This is a genomic window from Micromonospora sp. I033, from assembly GCF_053890995.1.
This window is the reverse complement of sequence record NZ_JBSSLX010000033.1, coordinates 1-12,879: the sequence shown is the minus strand read 5'-3', so window position 1 is coordinate 12,879 and position 12,879 is coordinate 1. Positions and strand designations below refer to the sequence as shown.

Annotated in this window: 13 protein-coding genes; 6 read left to right on the top strand and 7 right to left on the bottom strand. The window is 73.5% G+C overall.

The features are described 5' to 3' along the window. Nucleotides 1–75 precede the first annotated feature (75 nt). From ACW0Q9_RS08640 to iolC, 7 genes are read right to left on the bottom strand one after another with little or no spacing between them, the layout of a single operon-like run. Nucleotides 76–1,158 (bottom strand): hypothetical protein, encoded by a 1,083-nt coding sequence (locus tag ACW0Q9_RS08640; protein WP_456179548.1) that lies wholly within the window; start codon nt 1,156–1,158, stop codon nt 76–78. Further along, nucleotides 1,155–1,727, bottom strand: coding sequence for an RNA polymerase sigma factor (locus tag ACW0Q9_RS08635; protein ID WP_456179547.1), 573 nt, complete (start codon nt 1,725–1,727; stop codon nt 1,155–1,157). Before ACW0Q9_RS08635 ends, ACW0Q9_RS08640 begins: the two co-directional genes overlap by 4 nt. A 48-nt stretch (nt 1,728–1,775) precedes the next feature. Next, entirely contained in the window at nt 1,776–2,504 is a 729-nt protein-coding gene (locus ACW0Q9_RS08630; RefSeq protein WP_456179546.1) for a PH domain-containing protein, read from the bottom strand. Between the two features lie 39 nt (nt 2,505–2,543). Further along, a complete protein-coding gene (iolD, locus tag ACW0Q9_RS08625) occupies nt 2,544–4,388 on the bottom strand; it encodes a 3D-(3,5/4)-trihydroxycyclohexane-1,2-dione acylhydrolase (decyclizing) (protein WP_456179545.1) in 1,845 nt (614 codons plus the stop codon). Next, nucleotides 4,388–5,284, bottom strand: coding sequence for a 5-deoxy-glucuronate isomerase (iolB, locus tag ACW0Q9_RS08620; protein ID WP_456179544.1), 897 nt, complete (start codon nt 5,282–5,284; stop codon nt 4,388–4,390). Before iolB ends, iolD begins: the two co-directional genes overlap by 1 nt. Beyond that, nucleotides 5,281–6,168, bottom strand: coding sequence for a Cgl0159 family (beta/alpha)8-fold protein (locus ACW0Q9_RS08615; protein ID WP_456179543.1), 888 nt, complete (start codon nt 6,166–6,168; stop codon nt 5,281–5,283). The genes iolB and ACW0Q9_RS08615 overlap by 4 nt, the downstream gene beginning before the upstream one ends. After that, complete coding sequence (gene iolC, locus ACW0Q9_RS08610) at nt 6,165–7,148, bottom strand: 5-dehydro-2-deoxygluconokinase (protein WP_456179542.1); 984 nt, start codon at nt 7,146–7,148, stop codon at nt 6,165–6,167. The genes ACW0Q9_RS08615 and iolC overlap by 4 nt, the downstream gene beginning before the upstream one ends. Before the next feature lie 188 nt (nt 7,149–7,336). Here iolC and ACW0Q9_RS08605 point away from each other — a divergent pair, with 188 nt between their 5' ends. The 6 genes from ACW0Q9_RS08605 to ACW0Q9_RS08580 form a co-directional block, all read left to right on the top strand. Next, nucleotides 7,337–8,074 (top strand): GntR family transcriptional regulator, encoded by a 738-nt coding sequence (locus tag ACW0Q9_RS08605; protein WP_456179541.1) that lies wholly within the window; start codon nt 7,337–7,339, stop codon nt 8,072–8,074. 154 nt (nt 8,075–8,228) lie between these two features. Further along, a complete protein-coding gene (locus ACW0Q9_RS08600; RefSeq protein ID WP_456179540.1) occupies nt 8,229–9,626 on the top strand; it encodes an extracellular solute-binding protein in 1,398 nt (465 codons plus the stop codon). Nucleotides 9,627–9,630: 4 nt separating this feature from the next. Further along, the gene (locus ACW0Q9_RS08595; RefSeq protein ID WP_456179539.1) at nt 9,631–10,548 is read left to right on the top strand and encodes a carbohydrate ABC transporter permease; all 918 of its coding nucleotides are present in this window, start codon (nt 9,631–9,633) and stop codon (nt 10,546–10,548) included. After that, complete coding sequence (locus ACW0Q9_RS08590; protein WP_456179538.1) at nt 10,545–11,417, top strand: carbohydrate ABC transporter permease; 873 nt, start codon at nt 10,545–10,547, stop codon at nt 11,415–11,417. The genes ACW0Q9_RS08595 and ACW0Q9_RS08590 overlap by 4 nt, the downstream gene beginning before the upstream one ends. Continuing rightward, on the top strand, nt 11,417–12,571 hold the full coding sequence (locus ACW0Q9_RS08585) for an ABC transporter ATP-binding protein (protein ID WP_456179537.1): 1,155 nt from the start codon (nt 11,417–11,419) through the stop codon (nt 12,569–12,571). Before ACW0Q9_RS08590 ends, ACW0Q9_RS08585 begins: the two co-directional genes overlap by 1 nt. Before the next feature lie 3 nt (nt 12,572–12,574). Next, nucleotides 12,575–12,879 (top strand): hypothetical protein (locus tag ACW0Q9_RS08580; protein ID WP_456179536.1); only part of this gene is annotated, 305 nt, incomplete at its 3' end.

Here is a 12,879-nt window from a genome sequence, read left to right as displayed (position 1 = left end):
AACCGGGCGCGCCGTGCCGGCACTCACGGTGCGTGAGTGCCGGCACGGCCGGGGCGGCCTTCGTGGCCGGGACGGTCAGTCCTCGCAGCCCAACCCCTCGGTGAACCTGGCCGGCGGCGCTCCGGCGACGATCTCGTCCGCCGCCCTCCAGAACGCCTCCGGATAGTCGCCCTCGTCGTTCATCTGGTGCAGCACCTGCCACTTGTGGCTGCTGCGCAGCGCGTCGCCGGCCCGCCGGAGCGCGGCGTCGTCGCCGGCGCGCGTCGCCCGTTCCCATTCGGCGATCCACGCGCAGCCGACGCGCGAGAGCACCCTGGCCCGGAACTGGTAGGGGTCGTTGGTGCCGACGTCCCGCAGCGTCGCCGGGTCGAAGTTCGGCGGGAGAGGCACGCCGGCGAGCACCTTCCGGGCCTGCTCGTCCACCCGGGCCGGCGTGACGATCTCCGGCGGAAGCGCGGCCAGCCAGGTGCGCACGTCGGCGCGGACGACGTGGGTGAGAAGCCGGTCGAACTCGGCCCGGTCCCCACCCGCGGCACGGAGTTCGACGAAGACACCGTCGCGGGGTCGGAGCAGGGCCGCGAACTCGGTGGCGGCATACCGGAACAGGTCACCCGGCCAGCCGTCGACCTGCACCGCTTCGGGGGCGCTGACGAGGAGCCGGTCGGCGTGGTAGCCCTTGTACTCGCCGGCCGGGTACCAGTCCATCGCCACCTGCCGTCGGCCGTTGGCGAACGTGGTCCTGCCCTGCTGCTCGGCGAAGCCCCAGACGCCGGTCACCTTCCAACCGGGCTCGTCGATCAGCAGCCGCGGGTTCTCCTCGGCGGCCTTCAACGCCACCGGCGAGTAGACGACGGCGGCACCCGGGCCGGCGCTTGTGGTCGGAGCGGCCTGGCGGCCGCCCGGCGGCTCGCGGACCACGGTGGACACGGCGAGGACGCCGACGAGAGCCGCGGCCGCGGTGAGCGGAGCGGCGATGCGGCGGACCAGGCCGCGGCCCGCCCGGGAGCGGGGCCGCGGTGAATCGGTGACGCGATCGGGCGTCGGCTCGGACATGATCTCCTCCAGGAGAGCCTGCTTCGCCCCGTCGAGGTGCGCGATGACACCGGCTCGGCAGGGGTCGGCGTCTCGGACCATCCGGTCGAGCTGCTCCTCGGTCATCTGCCCTCCTTCGGGGCGGGTACGGTCAGGACGTCGAGTACATGTCCGGGTGGGCCGAGGTCGTCACCGACGAGATCGCGCAGCCTGGCTCGCGCCCGCGACAGGCGGGTACGGACCGCGGCGGGGCTCACCTGAAGGACCTCGGCCGCCTCGCGGGGCTCCAGGCCCTCCCAGACGGTGAGCAGCAGCACCTCCCGGTCCAGCTCGTTCAGCCGGGCCAGCGCGGCCTGGACGGCGAGCCGTTCGGGCACCTCGCTGCCCGGGTCGGCGCCGATCGCCGCGGTGATCCGTTGGCGCAGCCGCTCGCCCAGCCGCTGCCGGCGTACGCCGCCGCGGTGGTGGTTGGCGAGCACCCGGCGGGCGACGCCGTACAGCCAGAGCCGGGCCTCGTCGTCGGCCGGCAGGTCGCGTCTTCGCCGCCAGGCGACGAGAAAGGTCTCGGCGACGACGTCGGCCGCGTCCTCGGGGTGCGCGACGCGCCGCAGGGCGTACGCCAGCAGCGGCTCGAAGTCGGCGGCGTAGACGCGTCGGAAGCGGTCCTCGTGTTCGGTCCCGGAGCTCACGTCCATCCCATGTCCGGTCAGGCGCCCATCGTGACAGGCCGGGGCCGAACCGGCTCACCGACGGATGTCGTCGCCCTGGCCGGTGTCGTGGATCTTGGCCAGTTCGGCGGCGAACTCGGCGTCGGTGAACGCGCCACGCTGGTGTTGCCGGATCAGCGCGTGGAGATCGCGCCGCTTGTCGGCCGTCAGGGCAGCGCCGGCCGTGCGTGTCCGGCCGGTTCGCGCGGATGCGGTCGTCGGCGCGGCGGCGGGCGGCTGCGCCGGCGGGGCCGCGGATGCGGTCTGCCGGCATTGGGCGTCGCGGTGGTGCGCCCGCAGCGTCGTGAGGATCTCGTCGTAGTGTTCCGGCCACGTGGCGAGCCGGCCCAGTTCGGGCCGGAACGTGAACGGCCGGAACAGGTCGCCGCGCTGCAGCGGGGTCTGTATCGAGACCCCGTCGGTCCGCTCGATGACGATCGCCGGGCGGCCCATGTCGAGGCCCGCCACGGTGGCCGTCCCGCTGTGGATCTCCGCGACCGACGCCCACGGCACCGTGGCCGTGCGCAGGAGGCTGCGGGACCGGATGCCACCGTCGCTGACGTAGACCCCGAGCATCGCCTGCCGCGCCGTGACGGCCACGACGACGACAAGCCATACCGGGAAGAGGATCGCCACCGGCGTCGGCACCGGGCCGCGCACGAACATGATCACGAAGAACGTCGCGAAGCCGGCGACACCGACCAGCCCCAGCACCGCGAATCCGGTCGCGATGTCGAGGGAGTACGGGCGCTGCCAGGTGCGCATGCCGTCATGGTGGGCGACGGCGTCAACCTCGTACGACGGTCAGGCGGGTCGCAGGTGGGTGCGCCGGTTCTTGCGCCCCGCCTCGTACGCGGCCCGGGCGGCCCGCCCCTCCGGCGTGGTCGAGACCTCGGCGACCGGCACGTCCCACCAGGCGCCCGCGTCCGGGCCGGCCTCGAACCGGTCGGTCCGCACGTGCACCACGGTGGTCCGGGTCGCCGCCGTCGCCGTCGCCAGCGCCGACCGGAGCTGCGCCATGGTGGACACCCGGATGAGGTCGGCGCCGAGGCTGGCCGCGTTGGCGCCGAGGTCGATCGGCAGCGGCTCCCCGGCGCGGTCGGTGTAGGCGGTGCCGAGTCGCTGCGCGCCGACGCTCTCCGACAGCCGGCCGATCGAGGCGAAGCCGGAGTTGTCGACCAGCACCACGACCAGCTTGACTCCCTCGGCGACCGCGGTGGCCAGCTCGCTCGGCAGCATGAGGTAGGAGCCGTCGCCGACCAGCACGAACACCTCACGCTCCGGCGCGGCCAGCTTCACCCCGATCCCGCCGGCGATCTCGTAGCCCATGCACGAGTAGCCGTACTCGACGTGGTAGCTCTTGGGGTCGGCGCTGCGCCACAGCCGGTGCAGGTCGCCGGGCATCGACCCGGCCGCGCACACCACCACGCCGCGCGGCCCGGCCGCGTCGTTGACGGCGCCGATCACCGCGGTCTGGGTGGGCCGCGCGTCCGGGGCGGCGTGCCGCGCGCGGTCCGCCACGGCCGTCCAGCGCTCGCGCAGCCGGGTCACCGAGTCCCGGTAAGTCGGCTCGGTGGCCCAGCCGGCGCAGGCCTCGTCGAGGGCCGCGAGGCTCTCCCGCGCGTCGCCCACGACCTGCGTGCCGGACAGTTTCGCCGCGTCGAACCCGGTGACGTTCAGGTTGACGAAGCGCACGCCGTCGCCGAACAGGGTGCCGGAGGCGGTGGTGAAGTCGCTGTAGCGGGTGCCCACCCCGATCACCACGTCCGCGCCGGCGGCGATCTCGTTGGCCGCGGTGGTCCCGGTGACGCCCACCGCGCCGAGCGCGAGCGGATGGTCGTGCCGCAGCGCGCCGGTGCCGGCCTGGGACTCGGCCACCGGCACCCCGTGCTCCTCGGCGAACCGGCGCAGCGCCCCGGTGGCCCCGCTGTAGATCACCCCACCGCCGGCCACCACCAGCGGCCGCCGGGCCGCCCGTACGATCCCGGCCGCCCGGGCCAGCGCGGCACCGTCGGCACGGGGGCGCGGCACGGGCCAGACCCGTTCGGCGAACAGCTCGTCGGGCCAGTCGTACGCCTCGGCCTGCACGTCCTGCGGCAGCGCCAGGGTGACCGCGCCGGTCTCCGCCGGGTCGGTGAGCACCCGCATGGCGGCCAGCAGCGCCGCCGGCAGCTGCTCCGGCCGGTTGATCCGGTCCCAGTAGCGGGAGACCGGCCGCAGCGCGTCGGTGACGCTGATGTCGTAGGAGCGCGGATCCTCCAGCTCCTGGAGCACCGGGTTGGCCACCCGGGTGGCGAAGATGTCGCCGGGCAGCAGCAGCACCGGCAGCCGGTTGATGGTGGCGCCGGCGGCGCCGGTGACCAGGTTGGTCGCGCCGGGGCCGATCGAGGTGGTGCAGGCCAGGGTGCTGAGCCGGTCGGTCATCCGGGCGTACGCCGCCGCCGTGTGCACCATGCCCTGCTCGGTGCGGCAGAGGTGGTACGGCAGGTCGGCGCCGGCGGTGGCCAGCGCCTCGCCGATCCCCGCGACGTTGCCGTGGCCGAAGATGCCGAAGCAGGCCGGGATGAGCCGTTGCCGCCGCCCGTCGCGCTCCGACCACTGCCGGGCCAGGAACGCCACCACCGCCTGCGCCACCGTCAACCTGGGCATCACGCCTCTTTCGTTCCGGGCCGGGTCAGCGGCAGCCTCGGGTCCACCGGCTGGCCCGCCCAGCTGCCCCGGATCCAGCCGTGCCGGGGATCGTCCACACAGGCCATGGTCCGGGCGGCGCCCGGTCCGGCCAGCACGTTCAGGTAGTACAGGTCGTAGCCCGGGGCGGCCATCGACGGCCCGTGGTAGCCGTACGGGACGAGCACCACGTCACCGGTGCGCACCTCGGCGAGCACGTCGACGGGCCGCTCGGCGGTGCCGTAGACCCGCTGGTAGCCCACCGGACCCTCGCCGGGCTCGCCGCCGGCCACCTCGAAGTAGTAGACCTCCTCCAGCGCCGCCTCCACCCGCCCGTCGTCGTACGCCCGGTCCTGCTCGTGCTTGTGCGGCGGGTACGACGACCAGTTGCCGCCGGGGGTGAGCACCTCCACGGCGACCAGCCGGTCGCAGTCGAAGGCGTCCGGCGCGCAGAAGTTGTTGACCTGCCGGCTGGCCGGCCCGGCGCCGCGCAGTTCCACCGGCACGTCCCGGGCCGCGCCGTAGCGGGGCGACAGCCGGCGGGTGGCCCGCGCCGACGGCAGCGCGAAGCGGCCCGTGCCGCGGATCGTCACCTCGGCGTCCCGGGGCAGGTAGGCGAAGTCGGTGACCGCGGCGAACACCGACTCGCGCCCGCTCAGGGTGAAGCGCAACCCGTCGCAGTGCACGGTGGCGGCGCCGGCCAGCGGCAGGACCAGCATCTCCTCGTCGCCGGTGGCGAAGCTGACGGCGCCGCCGGCGGGCAGGGTGAGCACCCGCAGCCCGGCATAGGTCCACCCGGCCCGCTCGGGGGTGACCTCCAGCGCCCAGGGCGGTCGCACGGTGCCGCCCCAGGGCAGGTGGGCGTCGCCGGTCCTCACGCGTCCTGCCCGGTGGGCAGCAGCGATCCGGCCAGGTCCACCGCCGCGGCCACGTCGTCGTCGGGCGGGTAGAGCAGCGCCCGGCCGACCACCAGGCCGCGCACGCCGGGCAGCCGCAGCGCCCGCGCCCACCGCGCGTAGACCACGTCGGGCGCCTCCACCGGGTCGCCGCCGAGCAGCAGGACCGGCAGCGTGGTCGCGGCCATCACCCGCTCCATCTCGTCGACGGCCGGCAGCTTCAACCAGGTGTACGCGCTGGTGGCGCCGAGCGCCTGGCCGACGCTGACGCCCTTGATGACCGCCTCCGGGCGCAGGTCGGCGCTGACCCGGCCACCGTCGCGGGCCACCCAGAGCGGTTCGACCAGCGCCACGGTGCGGTGCCCGGCGAGGGCGGTGACCGCCTGGGCGCAGGCCTGGAGGGTGGAGGCGGTGCCCGGGTCGTCCGGGTCGATCCGGCAGAGCATCTTGCCACCGTCGTAGCGCATGGCGGCGATGCTGTCGGCGTCGTAGGCGGTGAACCGGTCGTCGAGTTCGAAGGTGGCGCCGGAGAGGCCGCCGCGGTTCATCGAGCCGATGGCCAGGCGGTTCTCCAGCGCCCCGAGCAGCAGCAGGTCCTCCAGGATGTCCGGGGTGCCGAGCACGCCGTCGACGCCGGGCCGGGACAGCGCCACCCGCAGCCGGTCGAGCAGGTCCACCCGCCCCGCCATGGCCATCGGCCGGTCCCGCACCCCGAGGGCCCCGCGGGCCGGGTGGTCGGCGGCGATGACGAACAGCGGCCGGCCGGGTTCGGGCCAGGGCCGACGGGTGCGGCGGGCGGCGGCTTCGGCGATCGCCTGCGGCCGGTGCGCGCGGGTGCGGGTCAGCGCGTCGTACTCGGTGCTCACCGGTCTTCTCCTGTCAGGACGGCGGTCGGCGACGCCGGACGTGGCGCGGTGCCCCCGGCCAGCGCCACGGTCTCGGCGTAGTCGGGCATGGCGGCGGAGCAGGCCAGGCGGGAGGCGACGATCGCGCCGGCGGCGTTGGCGAAGCGCAGTGTCCGCTCCAGCGGCCAGCCGCGCAGCAGCCCCAGGCAGAGCGCGCCGCCGAACGCGTCACCGGCGCCCAGCCCGTTGACCACGTCCACCGGCACCGGCGGCACCCGTACGCTCTGCTCCGCGGTGCGGGCCAGCACCCCCGCCGGGCCGAGCTTGACCACGGCGAGCCGGGGTCCGCGTTCGAGCAGCAGCTCGGCGGCCCGGTCCGGGTCGCGGGTGCCGACGGCGATCTCCACCTCGTCGAGGTTGCCGACGGCGACGGTGACCCGGGGCAGCACCTCGGCCACGGCCGCGGTCGCGGCCGCCGGGTCGGGCCAGAACATCGGCCGGTAGTCCAGATCCAGCACGGTGTGCGGGCGGCCGGCCCGGGCGGTGAGCGCGGCGGTGTGGGCGTCGCGGCTGGGCTGCTGGCACAGGCCGGTGCCGGTGAGCCAGAAGACGCGGGCGGAGGTGATCGCGTCGAGGTCCAGCTCCTCGGGGCGGATCTGGAGGTCCGGGGCGGTGGGGGTGCGGTAGAACCACAGCGGGAAGTGGTCCGGCGGGAAGATCTCGCAGAAGGTGATCGGGGTGGGCAGGCCCTCGACCGGGCGCACCTGGCTGTCGTCCACACCGAACTCGCGCAGCGCCCGGTGTACGTAGTCGCCGAACGCGTCGGCGCCGGTGCGGGTGATCACCCCGGCGCGCAACCCCTGCCGGCTGGCCGCGACCGCCACGTTGGTGGGGCTGCCGCCGAGGAACCTGCCGAACGTCTCCACCTCGGCCAGCGGCGTGGCGACCTGCAACGGATAGATGTCCACCCCGACCCGGCCGATGGTGAGCACATCAAGCATGCGGCGCCCTCCGTCCCGGCCGACGTCGGCGTGTCCGCCAGCTCGCTTCCGTCCCTGATTGGTAACAGTGCTCTACGAGTTGTGTCAATGTGTTGTCATGACATCCGTGCTCTGCGCTCGGTGATCGCTTCGGTACAGTTGCCCAGCAGCACACCCCCGTCCCGCGCAGCCGCAGCGAGGAGGTTCCCGTGACCGGCCCCGAGATCGCGGTCGACCGCAGCAGCCCGGTCCCGCTCTACTTCCAGGTCGCGGAACAGTTCGCCGCGGCGATCCAGCGCGGTGACCTCGCCCCGGGTGATCGCCTGGACAGCGAGTTGCAGCTGGCCGACCGGCTGGGGCTGTCCCGGCCCACCGTGCGGCAGGCCATCCAGCACCTCGTCGACAAGGGACTGATCGTCCGCCGGCGCGGCGTGGGCACCCAAGTGGTCCGGGGCGAGGTCCGCCGCGCCGTCGAGCTGACCAGCCTGCACGACGACCTGGTCCGCGCCGGCCAGCGGCCGTCCACCTCGGTGCTGGAGCTGGCCACCGTGGCCTGCCCGCCGGCGGTCGCCGCCGCCCTCGGCGTGCCGCCGGGCGGCGAGGTGCAGCACCTGCGCCGGCTGCGCTTCTCCGACGGGGAGCCCCTGGCCCTGATGGAGAACTGGCTCCCCGTCGACCAGCCGCGGCTCACCATGGCGGCGTTGCAGGCCGACGGCCTCTACGCGATCCTGCGCTCCGGAGGGCGGCGGATCCGCGGCGCCCACCAGCGGATCGGAGCGCGCGCGGCCACCGCCGCCGAGGCGCAGATGCTCGGCGAGCGGCGCGGCGCACCGCTGCTCACCATGACCCGCACCGCCTACGACGACCAGGGCCGCTACGTCGAGCACGGTGCGCACATCTACCGGGCCAGCCGCTACTCGCTCGAGGTGACCGTCGCCGAGCGGTGACGGTGGATGTTTCGCGCTCATTTCAGTGACAGGTATTTACGTCGTCAAGCTGTCATGACATTGTGGCCGCAAGCACCGCCGGCGGCGGACGTGCGGCCGGCGGGGTGACCTCCCGAGTCTCTTCGAAGTCTCTCCTTGCGAAGGGAAACAGCCCATGTCACCCAAGCCGAGACGCGCCGCGGGCGTGCTCGCCGCGTTCACCGCCGTCGCCCTCACCGCCACGGCCTGCGGCGGCTCGGACGAGCCCGCCGGCAAGGACGCCAAGAACATCACCCTCACCATTTCCGCCAACTCCATCGTCGGCGGCAAGAACTCCGCCGGCGCGGAGTGGATCGAGAAGTGGGTCATCCCCAAGTTCGTCGAGGCGCAGAAGGCCAAGGGCGTCACCGCCAAGGTGACCTTCGTGCCCAGCGGCGTCGACGACGAGCAGTACAAGACCAAGCTGGCCCTGGACCTGCGCTCCAAGGGCGGCGCCGACGTGATCGCCGTGGACGGCATCTGGGTCGGCGAGTTCGTCCAGGCCGGCTACCTCAAGCCGCTGTCCGAGGTGGCCGGGGACCAGGTCGACTCCTGGGAGGGCTGGTCCCAGATCCCGGAGACCGTGCAGGGCCTCGGCTCGTTCGAGGACAAGCGCTACGGCATCCCGCTCGGCACCGACGGCCGGGTCCTCTACTACAACAAGAAGCTCTTCGCCCGGGCCGGCCTGCCCGCCGACTGGCAGCCGAAGAGCTGGCAGGAGATCCTCGACGCCGGCGCCAAGCTCAAGACGCTGCCCGGGGTGACCCCGATCCAGATCAACGCCGGCACCGCCATGGGCGAGGCCACCTCCATGCAGGGCGCGCTGCCGCTGCTGGTCGGCGCGGGCGGCGAGATCTACAAGGACGGCAAGTGGGCCGGGGCCAGCCAGCCGGTCAAGGACACGCTCGACTTCTACGCCAAGGTCTACGGTGGCGGCCTGGGCGACCCCAAGCTCCAGCAGGAGGCCAAGGGGCGCGACAAGTCGTTCGCCGAGTTCGCCGCCGGCAAGATCGGCATCCTCGGCGAGGGCGACTACTTCTGGCGCAGCGTCGTCAACCCGAAGGACGGCATCGCCAAGATGGCCGACCGGGACACCACCGTCGGCTACGCGATGATCCCGGCCAAGCAGCCCGGCGCCGGCATCCGCGGGCAGGACTTCGTCAGCATGTCCGGCGGCGGCGTGCGGGCGCTCAACCCCAACTCGAAGTTCCCCTCCCAGGCGTGGGAACTGCTGGCGTTCATGTCCTCTGCGGAGGCGGTCAAGGCGGAACTCGCCGGCGCCGCCCGGATCACCGCGCGGACGGACGTCAACAAGGAGGTCCTCGCCGCCGACCCGATGCTCAACTTCGTCGCCGAGAAGGTGCTGCCGATCACCGCGTACCGGCCGCCGCTGGCGGTCTACCCGCAGGTCTCGGTGGCGCTGCAGGAGGCCACCGCCGACGTGACGGCGGGCAAGAGCGTGGACGAGGCGGCCACGGCGTACCAGAAGAAGGTCGAAGGGTTCGTCGGTGGTCCAGGTAACGTCACCTCCTGACGAGGTGGTCGCGGGAGAGCGCCCGGTCACGGGCGCCTCCCCGGCCCCCGACGCCGCCGGGCTCGGCCGGGCCCGGGCCACCGGGTTCCTCGTCCCGGCCATGGTGCTCATCCTGGTCTTCCTGGTCGTGCCGGCCGCCTGGACGATCTACCTGGGCGTGACCAACTACCGGCTGACCGGCCTGGCCGCCGCCAACCCGGAGATCGTCGGCCTGGACAACTACACCCGGGCGCTGGGCGACGAGCGGTTCACCAGCTCCCTGCTGCTCACCCTGCAGTTCGTGCTCGGCTCGGCGGTGATCGGCCAGGCCGGGCTGGGCTTCGCCATCGCGTTCGCGCTGCGCGACCGCCGCGGCCCGCTGCGCCGGGTGGTCGAGGGATTCGTCCTGCTCTCCTGGATCCTGCCCAGCTCGGTGGTCGCCTTCCTCTGGATCGCCCTGCTCGACCGGGACGCCGGCACGCTCAACGCGCTGCTCGGCATCCCCGGCACGGCCTGGCTGCTGGACCACCCGATGCTGTCGATCATCATCTTCAACACCTGGCGCGGCACCGCGTTCTCGATGATGCTCTACGCCGCCGCACTGGAGAACGTCCCCCGCTCGCACCTGGAGACCGCCCGGCTGGCCGGCGCCTCCACCTGGCAGCAACTGCGCGACGTGGTCTTCCCCCGCATCCGCGGGCACGTGCTGACCAACCTGCTGCTGATCAGCCTCTGGACGTTCAACGACTTCGCGCCGTTCCTGATCACCGCGGGCGGACCCGAGCAGCGCTCGGAGATCCTGCCGGTCTACGTCTACAAGGTGGCGCTCTCCGGCGGCGAACTCGGCTTCGGCGCCGCCATCTCGTTCATCATGCTGCTGATCAACCTGGTCATCGCGCTGGTCTACCTGCGCATGCTGGGCCGGCGGAAGGAGGCGGCGTGACCACCGACACGGCGCCCGCGCCCACCACCGAACCGACCCGGCCCACCGTCGCGGTACGCCATCTGCTCGCCCAGATCGGCCGCTACACGTTCCTCTGCGCCGTCCTGGGCTTCTTCGCGCTGCCGCTGCTGTGGCTGGCCACCGCCCCGTTCGACGACACCCCGACCATCACCGCCTCCCTGCCGCGGTTCACCCTGGACAACTTCCGGGCCCTGCTGGACAACCCGTACGCGCTGAGCTCGCTGCTCAACTCGGTCTACCTGGCCGCCGGCACCGCGGCGCTGGTGGTGACCTTCGCCGCGCTCGCCGCGTACGCGCTGAGCCGGGTCCGGGTGCCGGGCCGCGACGCGCTGCTCTACGGCCTGCTGCTGCTGTCGTCGATCGTCACCGGCACCGCCACCATGGTGCCGCTCTTCGAACTGGCCTTCCGGCTCAACCTGATCGACTCCCGGCTCGGCGTCGTCCTGATCCTCAGCGGCGGGCTGCTGCCGGCGGCCATCTTCATCCTCAAGGACTTCATGGACTCCACGCCGACGTCCTACGAGGAGTCGGCCCGGGTCTTCGGCGCCAGCCCCCTGCAGATCATGCGGCACATCGTGGTGCCGCTGGTCCGCCCCGGCCTGGCCACCGTCGGGGTGTGGGCGGTGGCGAACGTCTGGGGCAACTTCCTGGTGCCGTTCCTGCTGCTGCGCGGGCCGGACAAGGCACCCGCCGCCGTGATCATGTACACCCTCTACACCGAGGGCGGGCAGGCCGACCTGCGGCTGCTCTCCACCTTCTCGCTGCTCTACTCGCTGCCGGTGGCGCTCATGTTCGTCTTCGTCAGCAGCCGGTACGGGTTCCGCTTCCACGGAGGGATCAAGCGCTGATGTCCGCCATCACCATGCGCGAGCTGACCAAGGTCTACCCCGGCGGGGTACGCGCCCTGGACGCCCTCGACCTGGAGATCGCCGACGGGGAGTTCTTCGCCCTGCTCGGCCCGTCCGGCTGCGGCAAGACCACCCTGCTGCGCACGATCGCCGGGCTGGAGCTCGCCTCCGGCGGCAGCGTGCGGATCGGCGAACGCGACGTCACCAACCTGCCGCCGGGCAGGCGCGACGTGGCCATGGTCTTCCAGGACTACGCCCTGTTCCCGCACATGACCGTGCGGGACAACATCGCCTACCCGCTGCGGATCAAGAAGGTCGACCGGCGCAGCCGCGGCAGCAAGGCCGCCGACACCGCCGACGAACTCGGCCTCTCCGGGTTGCTGGAGCGACGCCCGGGGCAGCTCTCGGGCGGCCAGCAGCAACGCGTCGCCCTGGCCCGGGCCATGGCCTGCCACCCGCAGGTGTTCCTGCTCGACGAGCCGCTGTCCAACCTCGACGCCCGGCTGCGGCTGGAGGCCCGGACCTTCCTCAAGCGCCTGCAGCGGGAACTCGGCGTCACCACCGTCTTCGTCACCCACGACCAGGCCGAGGCGCTCGCCCTGGCCGACCGGATCGCGGTGATGGAGGGCGGCCGGATCCGCCAGGTCGGCACGCCCACCGAGGTGTTCCGCCGCCCCGCCAACACCTTCGTCGCCGGCTTCATCGGCTCTACCCCGATGAACCTCGTCGACGCGCGGGTGCACGGCGACGAGCTGGCCATGGGCCCGGCCCGGCTGCCGCTGCCGGAGGACGCCCGCGGCCAGGTCACCGACGGGGAGCGGCTGGTCTACGGGATCCGCCCGGAATACCTGGACTACTCCCCCACCCCGGTTCCCGGCGCGCTGACCGGCGAGGTCGTGGTCGTGGAGAACCTGGGCAGCGTCTCCCTGGTCTCGCTGGACGTGCCCGGCGACGACACCGAGGCGGGCGACGGCGCGAGCCGCACCAGCGTGCAGGTCGTCGTACCGGAGGGCGCGGAACCCGATCCGGGCGACACCGGCTGGGTGGCGCCCCGCCCCGGCCGGTCGCTGCTCTACCGCGAGGGCAACCTGGTGGGCACCACCGCCGCGGCGACCGTGCCGGCTCCCCGCGCCGACGCCACCGCGCGGAGCTGACCGGTGGTGGTGCACCGCGGCAGGTGGACCCTGCAGGACCGCGCCGACGACGTGCTGCGCGCCCTGCCGGTCACCGTCGCACCCGGCACGGCCGCGCTCACCGTCCGGTTGGACTACCCGCGCCAGGCCGGGGTGCTCGACCTCGGCTGCGTCGGGCCGGACGGCTTCCGCGGCTGGTCGGGCGGCGCCCGCGACGGCTACACCGTCGCCGCCGACTGGGCGACCCCCGGCTACCTGCCGGGCGAGCTGGAACCCGGCGAGTGGCAGGTGCTGCTGCGGTTGCACCGCATCCCGCCCGACGGGCTGGA